Source organism: Bradyrhizobium sp. USDA 4472, from assembly GCF_054058595.1.
Genome location: NZ_JBSSAM010000001.1, coordinates 547,811 through 565,013 on the forward strand (window position 1 = coordinate 547,811; position 17,203 = coordinate 565,013).

Annotated in this window: 16 protein-coding genes; 6 read left to right on the forward strand and 10 right to left on the reverse strand. The window is 64.9% G+C overall.

Translation table 11 applies throughout. The features are described from left to right. Nucleotides 1-44: 44 nt before the first annotated feature. Nucleotides 45-2,984: a pyruvate, phosphate dikinase gene (gene ppdK / locus ACVWZ4_RS02620; RefSeq protein ID WP_456763576.1), complete on the reverse strand. Its 2,940-nt coding sequence runs from the start codon at nt 2,982-2,984 to the stop codon at nt 45-47. 96 nt (nt 2,985-3,080) lie between these two features. Beyond that, entirely contained in the window at nt 3,081-3,236 is a 156-nt protein-coding gene (locus ACVWZ4_RS02625) for a DUF3096 domain-containing protein (protein ID WP_354135512.1), read from the reverse strand. A gap of 236 nt (nt 3,237-3,472) precedes the next feature. Here ACVWZ4_RS02625 and ACVWZ4_RS02630 point away from each other — a divergent pair, with 236 nt between their 5' ends. Continuing rightward, nucleotides 3,473-3,826 (forward strand): DUF1236 domain-containing protein, encoded by a 354-nt coding sequence (locus ACVWZ4_RS02630; RefSeq protein ID WP_092227456.1) that lies wholly within the window; start codon nt 3,473-3,475, stop codon nt 3,824-3,826. Nucleotides 3,827-3,947: 121 nt separating this feature from the next. Here the strand turns inward: ACVWZ4_RS02630 and glyS are convergent, their stop codons facing one another. The 6 genes from glyS to ACVWZ4_RS02660 all read right to left on the reverse strand — a co-directional run bounded on the left by glyS (nt 3,948) and on the right by ACVWZ4_RS02660 (nt 9,613). Further along, a complete protein-coding gene (gene glyS, locus ACVWZ4_RS02635) occupies nt 3,948-6,047 on the reverse strand; it encodes a glycine--tRNA ligase subunit beta (RefSeq protein WP_456739787.1) in 2,100 nt (699 codons plus the stop codon). Continuing rightward, nucleotides 6,047-6,982: a glycine--tRNA ligase subunit alpha gene (locus ACVWZ4_RS02640; RefSeq protein WP_456739788.1), complete on the reverse strand. Its 936-nt coding sequence runs from the start codon at nt 6,980-6,982 to the stop codon at nt 6,047-6,049. Before ACVWZ4_RS02640 ends, glyS begins: the two co-directional genes overlap by 1 nt. Nucleotides 6,983-7,203: 221 nt before the next feature. Continuing rightward, nucleotides 7,204-7,395, reverse strand: coding sequence for a hypothetical protein (locus ACVWZ4_RS02645; protein WP_456702110.1), 192 nt, complete (start codon nt 7,393-7,395; stop codon nt 7,204-7,206). A gap of 105 nt (nt 7,396-7,500) precedes the next feature. Further along, nucleotides 7,501-8,409 (reverse strand): S49 family peptidase, encoded by a 909-nt coding sequence (locus tag ACVWZ4_RS02650; RefSeq protein WP_456702109.1) that lies wholly within the window; start codon nt 8,407-8,409, stop codon nt 7,501-7,503. Nucleotides 8,410-8,625: 216 nt separating this feature from the next. Then, entirely contained in the window at nt 8,626-9,393 is a 768-nt protein-coding gene (locus tag ACVWZ4_RS02655; RefSeq protein ID WP_456702108.1) for a tRNA1(Val) (adenine(37)-N6)-methyltransferase, read from the reverse strand. Continuing rightward, entirely contained in the window at nt 9,386-9,613 is a 228-nt protein-coding gene (locus ACVWZ4_RS02660; protein ID WP_456739789.1) for a putative signal transducing protein, read from the reverse strand. Before ACVWZ4_RS02660 ends, ACVWZ4_RS02655 begins: the two co-directional genes overlap by 8 nt. Before the next feature lie 131 nt (nt 9,614-9,744). Here ACVWZ4_RS02660 and ACVWZ4_RS02665 point away from each other — a divergent pair, with 131 nt between their 5' ends. From ACVWZ4_RS02665 to ACVWZ4_RS02685, 5 genes are all read left to right on the forward strand, one after another. After that, nucleotides 9,745-10,752, forward strand: a complete 1,008-nt coding sequence (locus ACVWZ4_RS02665) for a polyprenyl synthetase family protein (RefSeq protein WP_456702107.1) — start codon at nt 9,745-9,747, stop codon at nt 10,750-10,752. Between the two features lie 365 nt (nt 10,753-11,117). Further along, nucleotides 11,118-11,633 (forward strand): winged helix-turn-helix transcriptional regulator, encoded by a 516-nt coding sequence (locus tag ACVWZ4_RS02670; RefSeq protein ID WP_456702106.1) that lies wholly within the window; start codon nt 11,118-11,120, stop codon nt 11,631-11,633. A gap of 1 nt (nt 11,634) precedes the next feature. Next, nucleotides 11,635-12,897 carry a beta-ketoacyl-ACP synthase II gene (gene fabF, locus ACVWZ4_RS02675; RefSeq protein ID WP_456739790.1) on the forward strand — a complete coding sequence of 421 codons (1,263 nt, stop codon included), beginning with the start codon at nt 11,635-11,637 and terminating at the stop codon, nt 12,895-12,897. A gap of 43 nt (nt 12,898-12,940) precedes the next feature. Further along, complete coding sequence (locus ACVWZ4_RS02680; RefSeq protein WP_456739791.1) at nt 12,941-13,573, forward strand: LysE family translocator; 633 nt, start codon at nt 12,941-12,943, stop codon at nt 13,571-13,573. Further along, nucleotides 13,566-14,438, forward strand: coding sequence for an alpha/beta fold hydrolase (locus tag ACVWZ4_RS02685; protein ID WP_456737884.1), 873 nt, complete (start codon nt 13,566-13,568; stop codon nt 14,436-14,438). Before ACVWZ4_RS02680 ends, ACVWZ4_RS02685 begins: the two co-directional genes overlap by 8 nt. Here the strand turns inward: ACVWZ4_RS02685 and ACVWZ4_RS02690 are convergent. Both ACVWZ4_RS02690 and ACVWZ4_RS02695 read right to left on the reverse strand, forming a co-directional pair. Continuing rightward, nucleotides 14,435-15,319, reverse strand: coding sequence for a 4-(cytidine 5'-diphospho)-2-C-methyl-D-erythritol kinase (locus tag ACVWZ4_RS02690; protein WP_456739792.1), 885 nt, complete (start codon nt 15,317-15,319; stop codon nt 14,435-14,437). The two genes, ACVWZ4_RS02685 and ACVWZ4_RS02690, sit on opposite strands and share 4 nt — an antisense overlap. Before the next feature lie 38 nt (nt 15,320-15,357). Next, a complete protein-coding gene (locus ACVWZ4_RS02695) occupies nt 15,358-17,154 on the reverse strand; it encodes a tetratricopeptide repeat protein (protein ID WP_456739793.1) in 1,797 nt (598 codons plus the stop codon). Between the last annotated feature and the right edge of the window lie 49 nt (nt 17,155-17,203).

A 17,203-nucleotide genomic window follows, 5' to 3' on the forward strand; every position in this document is an offset into this window, starting at 1 on the left:
CGGGGCAAGCCCCGCCTCCTTCGCATCCCGTCTATCGCGACAGCTTACGCCTGGCTCGCAATCGCCTTGCCGAGCGCGGCCTGCGCGGCGGCGAGGCGCGCTATCGGCACGCGGTACGGTGAGCACGACACGTAGTCGAGGCCGACATTGTGGCAGAAGGCGACGGAGGCCGGGTCGCCGCCGTGCTCGCCGCAAATGCCCATCTTGAGCTTCGGGCGCGCCTTGCGGCCGCGCGCGACGCCGATCTTGACGAGCTCGCCGACGCCTTCCTGGTCGAGCGAGATGAAGGGATCGATCGAGAGGATGCCCTTGGTCACGTAGGGACCGAGGAAGCTCGCGGCGTCGTCGCGGCTGATGCCGTAGGTCGTCTGCGTCAGGTCGTTGGTGCCGAACGAGAAGAACTCGGCGCTCTCGGCGATCTGTTCCGCGAGCAGGCAGGCGCGCGGCAGCTCGATCATGGTGCCGACCTGATAGGCGATCTTGGTGTTGGTCTCGCGCATCACCGACTTCGCGGTGGCGTCGATGCGGGCCTTGACCAGATCGAGCTCGGCCTTGGTCGCGATCAGCGGCACCATCACCTCGAGGCCGACCGCCTTGCCGGTGCGCTTCTCGGCCTCGACCGCGGCTTCGAAGATCGCGCGTGCCTGCATCTCGGCGATTTCAGGATAGGCGATCGCGATACGGCAACCGCGGAAGCCGAGCATCGGATTGAACTCCGACAGCTCGCGCGCGCGGTCCGCCAGACGCCGCGGATCGGTGTTCATGGCGCGCGCCACTTCCTCGACCTCGGCATGGGTATGCGGCAGGAACTCATGCAGCGGCGGGTCCAGCAGGCGGATCGTGACGGGCAGGCCCTTCATGATCTCGAACAGCTCGACGAAGTCGGCGCGCTGCATCGGCAGCAACTTGGCAAGCGCGGCACGGCGCGACTGCTCGTCCTCGGAGAGGATCATCTCGCGCACCGTGCGAATGCGCGTCTCCTCGAAGAACATGTGCTCGGTGCGACAGAGGCCGATGCCCTCCGCGCCGAACTTGATCGCGGTGCGGGCGTCATCCGGCGTGTCGCCGTTGACGCGGACGCCGATCTTGCGGACCTGGTCGGCCCAGTTCATCAGCGTGCCGAACTCGCCTGACAGTTCCGGCTCGATCATCGGCATGCGGCCGGCCAGCACCTGACCGAGCGAACCGTCGATGGTGATGACGTCGCCGGCCTTGAAGGTGCGCGAGCCGATGCTCATGGTGCCGCGGCCGTAATCCACGCGAATGGTGCCGCAGCCTGAGACGCAGGGCTTGCCCATGCCGCGCGCGACGACCGCCGCGTGCGAGGTCATGCCGCCGCGGGTGGTCAGGATGCCTTCGGCGGCGTGCATGCCGTGGATATCTTCGGGGCTGGTCTCGATGCGAACCAGAATGACCTTGCGTCCGTCGCCCTGAAGCTTGGCCGCTTCATCGGACGAGAACACGATCTCGCCGGAGGCCGCACCCGGCGACGCCGGCAAGCCGGTCGCGATCACGTCGCGATTGGCTTCGGGATCGATGGTCGGATGCAGGAGCTGGTCGAGCGAGGCGGGATCGATGCGCGTCACCGCTTCGTTCTTGCTGATCAGGCCTTCGTTCGCAAGCTCGACCGCGATGCGCAGCGCGGCCTTCGCGGTCCGCTTGCCGCTACGGGTCTGCAGCATCCACAGCTTGCCCTGCTCGACCGTGAACTCCATGTCCTGCATGTCACGGTAGTGCTTCTCGAGGAGCGTGTAGATCCGCGTCAGCTCCTTGAAGGCCTCCGGCATCGCCGCCTCCATCGACGCCTTGTCGGAGCCCGATTCCTTGCGCGCCTCTTCGGTGATGTCCTGAGGCGTGCGGATGCCCGCCACCACGTCCTCGCCTTGCGCATTGATCAGGAATTCGCCGTAGAGCTTGCTCTCGCCGGTCGAGGGGTTGCGGGTGAAGGCGACACCGGTTGCCGAGGTCTCGCCCATGTTGCCGAACACCATGGCCTGCACGTTGACCGCGGTGCCCCATGATTCCGGAATGTCGTGCAGCTTGCGGTAGGTCACCGCGCGCGCGTTCATCCAGGATGAGAACACCGCGCCGACCGCGCCCCAGAGCTGGTCATGCGGATCCTGCGGGAAGTCCTTGCCGGTCTCGCGGGCGACCGCGTCCTTGTATTTGCCGACCAGATCGACCCAGTCGTCGGCGGTGAGGTCGGTGTCGAGCGTGTAGCCCTGGCTGTCCTTGAAGGTGTCGAGGATTTCCTCGAAGTGATGATGCTCGAAACCGAGCACCACGTCGGAATACATGGTGATGAAGCGGCGATAGCTGTCATAGGCGAAACGGCGGTCGCCGGAGAGTTCCGACAGTGCTTCCACGGTTTCGTCGTTCAGGCCGAGATTGAGCACGGTGTCCATCATGCCCGGCATCGAGGCGCGCGCGCCGGAGCGCACGGAGACGAGCAGCGGGTTCTTGGTGTCGCCGAACACCTTGCCGGTCAACTTGCCGACGTAGTCGAGCGCGCTCTCGACCTGCGACTGCAGTTCCTTCGGATAGGATTTGTCGTGGGCGTAGAAATAGGTGCAGACCGAGGTCGGGATCGTGAAGCCGGGGGGCACCGGCAGGCCGAGATTAGCCATCTCAGCGAGGTTGGCCCCCTTGCCGCCGAGCAGGTCGCGCATCTCCGTGCGGCCCTCGGCCTTGCCGTCGCCGAAAGTGAAGACCCACTTGTTTGCAGGAACCTTGGCTGGTGCCGCCTTGGTCGAGGCGCTCTTGGCCGGAGCGCTCTTGGCCGGAGCGCTCTTGGCGACCTTGGGCGCAGCCGACTTGGTCGCAGCCTTCGCGGCGGGCTTCGCAGACGCCTTGGCCGCCGGCTTCGGGACGTTCTTCACGGCGCTCTTGGCAAGCGCCTTCCGGGCCGCGGGCGCGGCTTTGGTCTTGGCGGAGCCCTTTGATTTCGCTGGAGATTTATTCGGCTTCGAGGCGGCTTTGGCCATGGCTTGCACACAACCTGCGAGAGGGACGGGAAATTGCGGGCCTTACACCATTTTGGGCGGGCCCGCGCAAGTCGAAGAGTTCCGGAAAATGAAGGCCTAGAGATGGAGCCACTTCAACAAACCGAGCCCGATCGCACCATTGACGATGAGAAAGATCGCCACGATCAGGTTCAGCAGGCGCGGCATGATCAGGATGAGCACACCCGCGAGCAGGGACAGGATCGGCGAGATGTGGGCGACAGTGAGGTGCATGAATTGTCTTTCCGAACGTTGAGGCGAATCGCGGGCGGATCATAGCGGACCGGGTTCCGCGGGTAGAGACGCGCTGGCACCTCGGCGAGTTCCCCAGTTCGCGAAAACTGCCCGAAATTGCCGCCGATGCGGCAGGGCTTTTTTCGGAACATCGCGCGCGGCGCAGCATTGGCAACCGGTCGCGCCATTGGCGCGTCCGGTAAAACCATGTCGCAAGCACGTCGAAGGAGTTGCCCATGCGAAACAGGATTCTTGCCCTTGCAGCGCTCGCGGCCGCGATCGGCTCGCCGGTCGCAGCGCAGGCGCAAACCGGGATCACAGTGGGACGCGCGCCGGTCGTGGTCGATAGCGGCCCGACGATTGCGGTCGAGCAGCGCCCGGCTTTCCGCGACTACGTCGTCGAGCAACGTGTGCCGGCCTTCCATATTCCGGATCGCGTGGTCGTCGGCGCCACCTTACCCGAAACCGGCATCACTTATTATGACGTGCCGCAACGTTTCGGTGCGACGACCTACCGCTACACCGTCGTGAACGGCTCGACCGTGCTGGTCGAACCGCGCTCGCGGCGCATCGTCGAGGTGATGGACTAAGGAGAATCAGTTCAACTCGATGTCCGGCGCGCCACGTCAATCATTCTGGCGCAGCAGTGAAAATCGGACATCAGGCCCCGCCCGGTCTTCCCCCCGCCGGGCGGGGCATTTTTATCCCGCCTCAATCCTGGATCTTCGAGAAGTCCGCGACCGCACGCGTGGCGCTGCGGATCTCGTTGAGCAGCTTCAGCCGGTTCTCACGCACCTTGGCATTGTCGTCGTTGACACGCACCTTGTCGAAAAACGCATCGACCGGCGGACGCAGCTTGGCCATCGCGCTCATCGCGGCGGAAAAGTCCTCCCTGGCAACGGCGGCACCAGCTTCCCCCTTCACCTCGTCGATCGCCTTCGCCAGAGCCTTTTCTTCTGCAAGGCTATAGAGCGCCGCATCCGGCGCACCGTCGAAGGTACGCTTGTCTTTCTTCTCCTCGATCGAAAGGATGTTGCTGGCGCGCTTGGTACCGGCGAGCAGGTTCTTGCCGTCGTCAGTATCGAGGAACTTTCCGAGCGCCTCGACGCGGCGAACGATCATCAAGAGATCGTCCTGCCCGCCTAGCGCGAACACAGCGTCGACGAGATCGTGACGCGCGCCCTGCTCGCGGAGCTGGACTTTCAGGCGATCGGCGAAGAAGGCGACGAGATCGCTTGGGATCCTCTCGGCCTCCGCAGACTTCACCGACAAGCCGGCGAGTGCGGACGCTGCCACCTTCATGAGCGACAGCCGAAGCGCGTTCTCTGCAATCAGCCTGATCACACCGAGCGCCGCGCGACGCAGCGCATACGGGTCCTTGCTGCCCGTCGGCTTCTCGTCGATCGCCCAGAAGCCGACGAGCGTATCGATCTTGTCCGCGAGCGCAACCGCGACACTGACCGGATCGGTCGGCACGCGATCGGCCGGCCCCTGCGGCTTGTAATGCTCTTCGCAGGCGGCGGCGACGGATGCATCCTCGCCCTGAGCCAGCGCGTAATACTTGCCCATCAAGCCCTGCACCTCAGGGAATTCACCGACAACCTCGGTCAGCAAATCCGCCTTCGCCAGATGCGCGGCACGCGTCGCCTTGGCGACATCGGCGCCGACCAGCGGCGCGATCTCGGCGGCGAGGCGCTCGATGCGCTTGATGCGCGCGGCCTGAGTTCCGAGCTTCTCGTGAAACACGATCTGCTCGAACTTCGGCAGCCGATCCTCGAGCCTCGTCTTCAGGTCGGTCTCGTAGAAGAACTTCGCATCCGACAGGCGAGGACGGATCACGCGCTCATTGCCCGATACGATGACCTTGCCGCCGTCTGCTGCCTCGATATTTGCTGTAAGGACGAACTTGTTGGTCAGCTTCCCGGTCTTGGGATCCCTAACGACAAAACACTTCTGGTTATTGCGGATGGTGGCGCGGATCACCTCGTCGGGTATCGCGAGGTATTCTTCTTCGAACGATCCCATCATGACGACGGGCCATTCGACGAGCCCTGAGACCTCGTCGAGCAGCACCTGATCCTCGACCAGCTCGAAGCCTTGCGCAAACGTCAATTCCTTGGCGTCGGCGAAGATGATGTCCTTGCGCGCCTGCGGATCGAGAATGACCTTTGCCGCCTTCAGCTTCGCTTCGTAGTCTTCGAAGCGGCGCACAGAAATCGCCGATGGAGCCATGAAGCGATGGCCATACGTCGTCTGCCCGGTCTCGATGCCGTCGACCTCGAACTTCACGACATCGGGCTCTTCCGTCTCGGGCCCGAAGGTCGCGATGATCGCGTGCAGCGGACGTACCCAGCTCAACGAACCCGGTTTTCCAGAGCGCGCGCCCCAGCGCATCGATTTCGGCCAGGGGAAGGTTCTGATGATGACGGGCAGGAATTCCGCGAGCACGTCGATGGCGTCGCGGCCGGGCTTCTCGATCAATCCGATGTAGAAGTCACCCTTGGGGTCGCGCTGGATCTTGGCTTCTTCCAGCGATTTCAGGCCGGTCGCCTTGAGGAAGCCCTGCACGGCCGCATCGGGCGCGCCGACTTTCGGTCCGCGGCGTTCGGTCTTCAGGTCGGGCTGGCGCGCGGGGATGCCGTGCACGGTGAGTGCGAGCCGGCGCGGCGTCGCGAACGCTTTCGCGCCCTCATAGACGAGGCCCTCGGCGACGAGCTTCTCGGTCACGAGGCGGCGCAGATCGTCGGCCGCCTTGGCCTGCATGCGCGCGGGGATTTCTTCCGAAAACAGTTCAAGCAAAAGATCGGGCATCAGGCCGCTCCGCCCGCTTCAGTATGGATCCAGGCCTCGCCGCAGGCTTTTGCCAGCTCGCGCACGCGAAGAATGTAGCTTTGCCGTTCGGTTACAGAGATCACGCCGCGGGCGTCGAGCAGGTTGAAGACGTGGCTCGCCTTGATGCACTGGTCATAGGCCGGCAGCGCCATCAGATGCGCCTCGCGCTTGTCGTCCTTCCAGCCGGCGTCGAGGTACTTCCGACAGGCCGCTTCCGCCATCTTGAACTGCTCGAACAGCATCGCGGTGTCGGCGACTTCAAAATTGTGCTTCGAATATTCCCGCTCGGCCTGCAGGAAGACGTCGCCATAGGTGACCTTCTGGTCGCCCTCGCGGCCGTTGAAGTTGAGATCGTAGACGCGATCGACGCCCTGCACATACATCGCGAGACGCTCGAGCCCGTAGGTGAGCTCGCCCGCAACAGGCGCGCATTCGACGCCCGCGACCTGCTGGAAGTAGGTGAACTGGCTGACTTCCATGCCATCGCACCAGCACTCCCAGCCCAAACCCCAGGCGCCGAGCGTCGGGCTCTCCCAATCGTCCTCGACGAAGCGGATGTCGTGAACGGCGGAGTCGATGCCGATCGCGGCCAGCGACTTCAGGTAAAGCTCCTGAAGTTTCGGCGGCGACGGCTTCATGATCACCTGGAACTGGTAGTAGTGCTGCATCCGGTTCGGATTCTCGCCGTACCGGCCGTCCTTGGGCCGGCGCGAGGGCTGCACATAGGCGGCGTTCCAGGGCTTCGGCCCGAGCGCGCGAAGCGTGGTGGCCGGATGGAAGGTCCCCGCGCCCATCTCCATGTCGTAGGGCTGCAGGATCACGCAGCCCTGCTCGGCCCAGAACCGCTGGAGCGCGAGGATGAAGCCCTGGAACGAGCGTTCCGGGCGCATATGGGCGGGCAATGAGGCGTCCATCGTCAGATCAGGCTCTCGCGGGGGTTTGAATCGCGCGGGACCGTATCGACGGCGGGGATGGGAATCAAGGCAAAGGGGCCTTTCTTACCTCTCCCGCCTGCGGGAGAGGTCGCGCCGAAAGCGCGGGTGAGGGCTTTCTCCTCTTGGGTTTCTCGCGTGTGGAAAGACCCGACCCGGCCTCCTCCGCAAGCGCGAGAGGCAGCGCACCTTCCGTGCGGAGACTATCCCGGCCTATACGCTCCGGTCACCGGGTCACGCTTCAGCGTCTGGACGGCCCCCGTATGGGCGGCCTCGGCGACGCGCGACAGGCGCATCTCCTCCAGCTCCTGGTTGATCCGGAGTGCGGTCTTGTACGCCCAGCGGACCACGGCAAGCCCACCCAGGACGCCCGCGAATGCAACGAACGGCGGCATCGGTCGATCCTTGTCTACTGCTCAACCCCCACGCACATTCTCGCGCAGTCCGGGCTGCGCCGCAATTGGCTCAAGACGGACCAAATGGCGCGGCAGGGGATTCGCCTAGAACCCGAATTTCGCCCAAATCGCCCGCGTCTCGACCGCCGAGATCAGCTCGTCCGGCAGGCTGGCCATTGATTCCATGGCCGAAAGCTGCCCTGCGCCTGGCGATTTCCGTCCCAACAGGCCGGACAACAGCCCGGTCGGCTGCGCGATCACGGGGGTGAGAACCTTGTCGCCGTAGCGGGCACGAAGAGTTGAGCGGAGATCGCCGAGGCCGTCGGCAAGTCCCAGCGCGATCGACGTCTCGCCGGCCCAGTACTCGCCGGTGAACAGGGTGTCGTCGGCGCCCTTGAGCCTGCTACCGCGGCTCTCCTTCACCAGCGCGATGAAGATCTGATGGATCTCGCGCTGAAGCGCCTTCAGCTTGGCCACGTCATCAGGATTTTCGGGCAGGAACGGATCGAGCATCGCCTTGTGCGCGCCGGCCGTGTAGAGGCGCCGCTCGATGCCGAGCCGCTTGATTGCCTCCTGGAAACCAAAACTGCCGCCGACCACGCCGATCGAGCCGAGAATCGATGACGGATCGCAGAAAATCTCGTCGCCGGCGCAGGCGATCATGTAGCCGCCCGAGGCCGCGACATCCTCGACGAACACGAGCACGGGCAGCTTCTTCTCCGCCGCGAGTTGCTTGATGCGCAGATAGATCTGGCGCGACTGCACCGGCGAGCCGCCGGGCGAATTGATCACCAGCGCCACCGCCTTGGCGTTCCGATACGAAAACGCCCGCTCCAGCACCCGCGCGACGCCCGCGAGTGTCATGCCCGGACGCAGCGGCGTCACCGCGCCGATGACGCCTGACAGCCGCACCACCGGCACCACCGCCGTACCCGGTCGGAAGCGCGCCGGCAGGTATTGCAAGAGCTTGTCGGCCAGGCCGGAATTCTCGCGATCGTTCAATTGTTCGGCCATGCCGTTACTCCTGATTAACCAATTCTTATCACGCGACTGTCATTGAAAGTGCCTGGAACGTGTTTTGCAGAATCCGCGGCGGGAAGCTGCAATGAGGCAGCGGAGGAAACGACATGAAGATCTATCTGCTGTTGATGCTGATCGCCGCGCTCCTCACCGCGATTCGCTATACGTCCCCGCAGGAACAGCAGTCGGAATCGCTTCCCCAGTAAGCCGTCACGGCTCCGCCAGCGGCAAGACCGCTTTTCCCTCGAGAATATCCCTCACCTCTTTTTTGGGCACGTGTGACTCGTTATTGAGCATCAGGCCCGGCAGCAATCGCGTCGGCGCGCGGCCGCCCTTGACGGCACGCACCAGCACGCGGATCGCAGGCCGTGCCGCTTCGCCATGAACCGGCAGAATCGACAGGCTGCCAAAACCGCGTGACAGCGCTGCCAAAACGTCTGCGATTCCATCCGCTCGCCAGATCAGCGTCAGCGCACCGTTCGACCGGAGGACGCGCCGCGCTGAATGCACCCAGGCATGCAACGTCTCCTCGGTTGCGACATGCGCGGTGTGACGCGCCTGATGCGGCGAACCGCGATGCCTGATGGCATCGTTGAAAGGCGGGTTCATCAACACGCAATCGGCACTATCAGGCACGAGCCCATGTGCCGCAAACGGCTGCGCGTCATCAGTGACGTCGAGCACGATCACGTCAGCGGTAATCGCATTCGCGGCTGCATTGGCGCGTGCGAGCTCTGCCAATTCCGCATCGATCTCCACCAGGCAAAGATTGAGGCCGGCCACGCGGCGGGCCAGCGCCAGGCCGGCGGTGCCGACGCCTGCCCCGAAATCGACCACCCGATCCCCCTCACGGGCTGCCGTCGCGGCCGCAAGCAGGATCGCATCGTGCCCTGCGCGGTGGCCGGATCGCTTCTGCTTGAGGCGCAGCTGTCCGCCGAGAAAGGCGTCCTCGGTGAGATCTGTGACGACGTCAATCATCGCCGCGCAGTTCGTGGCTGAGCCCGGCCTCGGTCAGGAGTTGCCGGGCTTCGCTGGCGTCGTCCTCGTGGACCAGGATTCGCCGCGGCAGGACGCCGAGCGAGCCCTCGATGATGCTCATGTTCTGGTCCAGCACCAGATGGTGGATGGTGGCGCCGTCGAGCAGCGCACCGATCGCCGACACCAGCACGATATCATTGGTCCGAACCAGTTCACGCAAACGAGCCTCCTGGGCTGAAAGGGGTTGAGCGGCAGAAGTCAATGGTTCCACAGGCCCTTGCCGCATCCCCGTCCAGTTTCTATTGTGTTTCCATCAGAATAGCCCCTCCGGGGCAAATATTGGAGACCGGCGTGGCCGTCATCGTACCTTTCGAAACCCCCGGCGCGTCGATCGAAGAGCTGGTTACCCTTGTCGCCGGTGACATGGAGCGCGTCAACGCCACGATCCTGTCGCGGACCGGGTCAGATGTGACCATGATCCCGGAGGTCGCCAACCATCTGATCTCCTCGGGCGGCAAGCGGCTGCGGCCGATGCTGACACTCGCCATGGCCAACCTCGCCGGCTACACCGGCGACGGTCACATCAAGCTCGCTGCCTCGGTCGAGTTCATGCACACTGCCACGCTGCTCCACGACGACGTCGTCGACGAGAGCGAAATGCGCCGCGGCAAGCTCTCGGCACGCATGCTCTGGGGCAACGAGGCCAGCGTGCTGGTCGGCGACTTCCTGCTCGGACAAGCCTTCCGCATGATGGTCGAGGTCGGCTCGCTGCGCGCGCTCGACATCCTCTCCGCAGCCGCCGCCACCATCGCCGAGGGCGAGGTGATGCAGCTCGCCGCCGCCAAGAACACTGCAACCACCGAGGACGAATATCTCGCCGTGATCCGCGGCAAGACCGCCGAGCTGTTCGCCGCGGCCTGCGAAGTCGGCCCCGTGATTGCCAACCGCCCGAAGGCGGAGCAGACGGCCTGCCGCTCCGTCGGCATGAATCTCGGCATCGCCTTCCAGCTCGTCGACGACGTGCTCGATTACGGCGGCAAGAGCGCAAAACTCGGCAAGAACACCGGCGACGATTTCCGCGAGGGCAAGATCACCCTTCCCGTCGTGCTCGCCTTCCGACGTGGCAATGACACCGAACGCGCGTTCTGGATCAAGGCGCTGGAGCGCGGCGAAATCGGCGACAGCGATCTCGACCACGCCATCGGCCTGATGAACAAGCACCGCGCTCTCGAGGACACGCTCAGCCGCGCGCAGCACTACGGCGCCATGGCGGTCGATGCGCTGGCGCTGTTCCCGTCCTCGCCGATGAAGAGCGCGCTGGAGCAGGTGGTGGCGTTCTGCCTGGCACGATCGCATTAGGCTTTCGCGCTTAGGCGCGACTGCCGGCGAGACACTCCGTGTCGTCTCGGCGTTCGCCGGGAGGACGCCGTTGAGATAGGCGCGACGGCATCAGCACCGTCATTGCGAGTTAGCACCGGCCGAAGGCCGACCCGCGCTTGATGTAAGGGCCCGAAAGACTCTGGATTGCTTCCTGCGCTCGCAATGGCGGCGTATGTCGCGCACAATCGCTCACGAGCGTGCATCTGAAACCGCAGCCGCCGCTCTGATCGGAGCAGCGGCTCTCGCCGGAGCAACAGCCTCATAGTCGCGGCCCTTTCAACCCACACCCGTCCGCTGCCCTGCAGTAACTTGCTTTTTGCAAGCCACTCCCCTACCTTTCCCTGATGCAACCTAAGTCCCCCTCGATCCTGGAATGCCCGGTCGGCCGTGCCGTGGAGACGGTTGGCGAGTGGTGGAGTATCCTGATCCTGCGGGATGCGTTTCAGGGTTCGACGCGGTTCGACGAGTTCGAGCGCAATCTCTCGATCGCGCCGAACATCCTGTCACGGCGCCTGGCCCATCTCACCAAAACAGGCATGTTCGTCCGCCGCCGCTATCACGAGCGGCCGCCACGCTACGAATATGTGCTGACGGACAAGGCGCGGGATTTCTTCCCCGTCATCGCCACGCTGCTCGCCTGGGGCAACAAGCACCTCGCGCCGAAGGGCGAATCCATCCTGCTGGCGAACCGGGACGATCGTCGGCCGCTCGATCCGATCGTGGTCGACGCCGCCGACAGGCAACCGATCACGCTCGCCAATGCGGTGGTGATCGCAGGGCCTGGCGCGAGCCGCCTGATGCGGCGTCGGCTCACCTCGCTCAAAGCTATGAACCCGGCGGTCGCGCCGGCTGGAGACTGACATGCGTCGTATCGTCGTCACGGGAATGGGCGCGGTGTCGCCGCTCGGCTGTGGTGTGGAGACATCCTGGCGCCGGCTGCTTGCCGGACAGAGCGGACTGCGTCCCCTGCCCCAATGGTCGGAGGCGCTGCCGGCGCGCATTGCCGGGCTCGTGCCCGACAAGGCAGAGGATGCTGACGGCGGCTTCGACGCAGCGCAGGCCGCCACGCCGAAAGATCAGCGCAAGATGGACCGCTTCATCCTGTTCGCATTGCTCGCCACCGCAGAAGCCGTCGCGCAAGCTCAATGGGCGCCGCAGGATACGACATCGCTGGAACGGACCGCGACGATCATCGGCTCCGGCGTCGGCGGGTTTCCGGCCATGGCGGAGGCCGTGCGCATCACCGAGCAGCGCGGCCCGCGCCGGCTGTCGCCGTTCACGATTCCCTCGTTCCTCGCCAACCTCGCGGCCGGCCATGTCTCGATCAGATACGGCTACAGGGGCGCGCTGGGGACGCCTGTTACGGCGTGTGCCGCCGGCGTGCAGGCAATCGGCGATGCCGCGCGCATCATCCGCGCGGGTGAGGCCGATGTCGCGATCTGCGGCGGCGCAGAAGCCTGCATCGATATCGTTAGTCTCGGCGGCTTCGCGGCGGCACGTGCGCTGTCGAGCGCGTTCAACGACACTCCCGCGCGCGCCTCGCGCCCGTTCGATCGCGATCGCGACGGCTTTGTCATGGGCGAAGGCGCCGGCATTCTGGTGATCGAGGAGCTGGAACATGCGGTTGCCCGCGGCGCCACGCCGATCGCGGAGATCGTCGGATATGGCACCACCGCGGACGCCTATCACATGACGTCGGGCCCACCTGATGGCCACGGCGCCCGCCGCGCCATGGAGATCGCGCTGCGCCAGGCGCAGCTCGCACCTTCCGATTTGCAGCACCTCAACGCGCATGCGACCTCGACGCCGGCCGGCGACGAGAGCGAACTCGGCGCCATCGGTGCGCTGTTCGGCCGCAACCGCAGCATCGCCGTCAGCGCGACCAAATCGGCTACCGGCCATCTGCTCGGCGCGGCCGGTGGGCTCGAAGCGATCTTCACCGTGCTGGCCTTGCGCGACCAGATCGCACCGCCGACGCTCAATTTCGAGGACCCGGATCCTGGCGCCGACGGCATCGACATCGTGGCCGGCAGCGCGCGACCGACGCCGATGCAGCATGCGATCTCGAACGGGTTCGGCTTCGGCGGGGTGAACGCCAGCGCCATCTTCCGCCGCATAGGCTAGCGGGCAGGCTTGCAATCACGCTGGCCATTGCTACGACAGCAGGATGAGCGATACGAACTTCTGGCTATTCCTGGGCGCCGCCCTCGTCATTGCCGCCATTCCCGGGCCCGGCATCTTCTACGTCACGGCACGAACCTTGTCGGCAGGCCGCACGAGCGGCTTTGCCTCGACAGCGGGGACCGCGCTCGGCGGGCTGGTTCATGTCGTCGCCGGCAGCCTCGGCATCTCCGCGATCATCCTGGCCAGCGCCGAGCTGTTTACCGCCCTCAAATTCGTCGGCGCGCTCTATCTGGTCTGGCTCGGCATCAAGACCTTTCGCGGCGCCGGCCGAATGCTGCCGCTCGAGAGCGAGCCCGCCGGCGACAGCAGGGCGTTCCGCGACGGCATGCTCGTCGAGGCGCTGAACCCGAAAACCGCGGCGTTCTTTCTGGCCTTCATTCCGCAATTCCTGGATCCCGCGGGAGCGAGTCCCACGCTGCAATTCATCATGCTCGGCGCCCTCTCGGTGACGCTGAACACGCTCGCCGATGTCATCCTGGTGCTCATGGCATCGGCGACCCGCACGCGATTGATCGGACGGCCGCTTCTGACGCGTCGTCTCACCCAAGGCTCCGGCGTCTTCATTGCAGGCCTTGGCCTGTGTCTTGCGCTGGCGCGGAGACCGGCGAATGGCTGACACCCCGCAAAGCCGCTTCTACGAATCCCACGGCCTGCGCCTGCATTATGCCGATTGGGCCAACGTGGAGGCACCGCCGCTGATCCTGATCCATGGCGGCCGGGATCATTGCCGGAGTTGGGACGCCATTGCCCGCTCGCTGCAGCCGAATTTTCATGTGATCGCACCTGACCTGCGCGGCCACGGCGATTCCGACTGGACCAAAGGCGGCAGCTACGCGCTGACTGAGTATGTTTACGATCTCGCCCAGCTCGTCCGCAGCATCGCGGCCCCCCAGGTGACGCTCATCGGCCACTCGATGGGCGGCATGGTGAGCCTGATCTTCTCTGGGGCATTCCCCGAACTGGTCTCCAAGCTCGTCGTGCTCGACGGTGTGACGATGCTGCCGGATTCACCCAAGCCGCCGGCGCATGAACGCATCGGCAGATGGGTCGGCCAGCTCGACAGGCTGCACGACCGCACACCGCGCCGCTATGCGACCCTCGCGGACGCGGCGGCGCAGATGGTCTTGCACAACAAGCGCCTCAGCCGCGAGCTCGCGCTTCACCTCGCAACGCACGGCGCGCGGCAGAATGACGACGGCACCTATAGCTGGAAGTTCGACCCCTACCAGCGCGCCTCCGCACCGCACCGGCTCTGGCCGGACGACCATGTCGCGCTGTGGTCGCGCATCGCCTGCCCGACGCTGCTGCTCAATGCCGGCGAAAGCTTTCTCGCCGGAGCAAAGGGCCTGGAGCAGTATTTCCAGCACGCCCGCATCGCAACCATCGCCGGTGCCGGACACTGGCTGCAGCATGACAAGCCGGATGAGGTGCTGGGCGAGATCAGGCGGTTTCTCGGGCTTTCGGAGGAAAGCGGCGCCTAGCTCAGCGTCCCCGCATGCACCCACCAGCCGAGGTGGTCGCGCCGAATCCTCTCGGCGGCGGCCTGTGCATCACCGGGCACGCCATAAATCGCAAAGCACGTCGCGCCGGAGCCGGACATGCGCGCGAGCTTGACGCCAGCGGAGTCGCGCAAACTTTCCAGCACCGTCCCGATCACAGGTTCGATCCGCAGCGCAGGGGCTTCGAGATCATTGGCGGCGGTTTCGAGAACATCGACCCAATCGGTGATCGATCCGCCCGCCTCCGGCCACGCCGGAGCTTCAAGCACATCGGTCGCGCCGACCAGCAATTCGCCGTTGCGCAGGCCCAACTCCTTGAACACGTCCTTGGTCGCGACCGGCACGCGCGGATTGACCATCACGCACGGCATGCTCGGCAGCGCCAGCGGCAGCAATTGCTCGCCGACGCCGGTCATGTCGCAGGCCCGCGACAGCAGGCACACCGGCACGTCGGCGCCGGTCGCAAGCGCGACCTTCTGGAGCCTGGGATCATCGAGCGGCAGATCGTTGAGGCGCGCCAGCAGGCGCAGCGCCGCTGCAGCGTCGGCCGAACCGCCACCGATGCCGGCTGCAACCGGCAACACCTTGTCGAGCGCGAAAGCGCCGAGCTTCAAATTCGGCACAGCATCGGCCAGCAGCTTGGCGGCCTTGAGCACGAGATTGTCAGCTGTCTCGCCGCAGGCTGCCGCGAGCGGTCCCGTGGTCGCAAGCCGGAGCTCACCGCCCGGATCCAGCGTGAGCCGGTCGGCACAATCGGCAAACGCAACCACGCTTTCGAGATCATGATAGCCGTCGGCGCGACGGCCGACTACGCGAAGGCTCAGATTGACCTTCGCGCGCCCTTCTTCAACCAACGCCGGCATCGGCGATACGCCCCCAGTTACCCGTCCAGTGACTTCGATCAACCGCCCTTGCCGTCGTCTTTCTTCTTGTCCGCCTGCGCGGCCGAAGAGTTCGAGGTCTCATCGGTCATGCCATTGGCGATCTTGGCCTCGATTTTCGGCAGCTCCTCCGGCTCCGGCTTGAGATCGCGGGCATGTGCCCACTGGAATTTGGCCTCGAGCGTGCGGCCGACGCGCCAATAGGCATCGCCGAGATGGTCGTTGATGGTGGGATCCTCGGGCTTCAGGTCGATGGCGCGCTCGAGGTTCTTCACCGCCTCTTCGTAGTTGCCGATGCGGTAATAGGCCCAGCCGAGAGAGTCGACGATGTAGCCGTCGTCTGGACGCTGCTCGACGGCACGCTTGATCATCTTCATGCCTTCATCGAGATTCACCCCCTGGTCGATCCAGGAATAGCCGAGATAATTCAGGACATGCGGCTGGTCGGGTTGCAGCTCGAGCGCCTTCTTCATGTCGGCTTCCGCCTTACTCCATTCCTTGGAGCGCTCCTCGCAAATACCGCGATAGTAATACCAGACGCTGTTGGCCTTGTCGTTGCCGGCAGGCAGCACGTCGATGCCTTGCGAATAGGTCGCCCCGCAGTCGGCGAACTTCTTGCGGCCGCGTTCGAGATTGCCAAGCGCCATGATGGCTTCGAGGTCCTTGGAATCCTCTGATATCACACCCTTGAGGATCTTGATCGCCTCGTCGGTTCGATCAGCGGAATCCAGGTCGATGGCGAGCTGGATCTGCGCATTGCGCTTCAAGGGCGAGCTCGACGGCACGCGCTCATAGATCTTGATCGCCATCTGCGGCCGCTTCACCGATTCGTAGAGGTCGGCGAGCGAGAGCAGGGCCAGCGGATGCGTCGGCTGGAGGTAGAGCGCGAGCTGGAGATAGACCAGCGCCAGATCTTCGCCGCCGCGGCGGGTCAGCGTGGCGCCGATGCCGTAGAGCGCCTCGGCCGCACCGGCCTGCGCGGAATCGACCAGCGGCGGCAGCTTCTTGCCGGCCTTGGTCTCGCGCAGACCTTCAACGATCAGCGGATGACGGGCGAGCTTCTTGTCGAAAGCCTCATAGACAGCTGTCGCCGAAGCCGCGTCCTTGTTGCGCGAGAGCCAGCGCGCATAAGCTTCACTGACGCGCAGCATGGAATCGTCGAGCTTGTAGGCGCGCTCGAAGCGGACGCCTGCCTCTTTCTCCTTGCCGGCATTCTCGAGGATCATGCCCGCGTGCAGGTCCTTGAACAGCGGATACCATTCCGGACCAGTCAGCTTGTCGATGGACGCAACTGCGCCCTTGGCATCGCCCGCGCCATAGGCGGCCCAGCCGGACAGCAGGGTCGCGACGAGATCGGTGATCGGCCCGCGAATCGACTGGTTGATGTTGCTCTGCGCGCTCGGATATTTCTTCAGCTTCAAATCATGCACGCCGACCACGAGGCGCGCGACGCGATTGGTCTTGTCGACGGTGAGGATGCGCTCGGCGAGCTTGACCGCTTCCTCGATGTCGCCATCGTCGACCGACGAGATGAAGGCGCGATCAAGCAGCTCGTTGTTCTTGGGATCGGACCGCAGTGCCGAGCGGTAGAAGGCGGCGGCGGAGGCCGCGTCGCGCTCGACGCTGGCGTGGCGAGCGGCGAGATAGCTGCCGGCCGTGGTGAGCGACTTCAGATCGTTTCGGGTCGGAAACTGTGCCGCCGTGTCGGCCGGATGATCCGGCGTCTGCGCCAGCACCGCGCCTGGGACCGCCAACATCGCGGAACCCGCAAGGGCGATGGCAGCAGCAGTCCAGCGGTTGAAGCGATTTGAAAACATCAGGGCTCGCCTTGAGTTGGTAGTGCCTGGGTTTGAAGCGAAAGGCCGT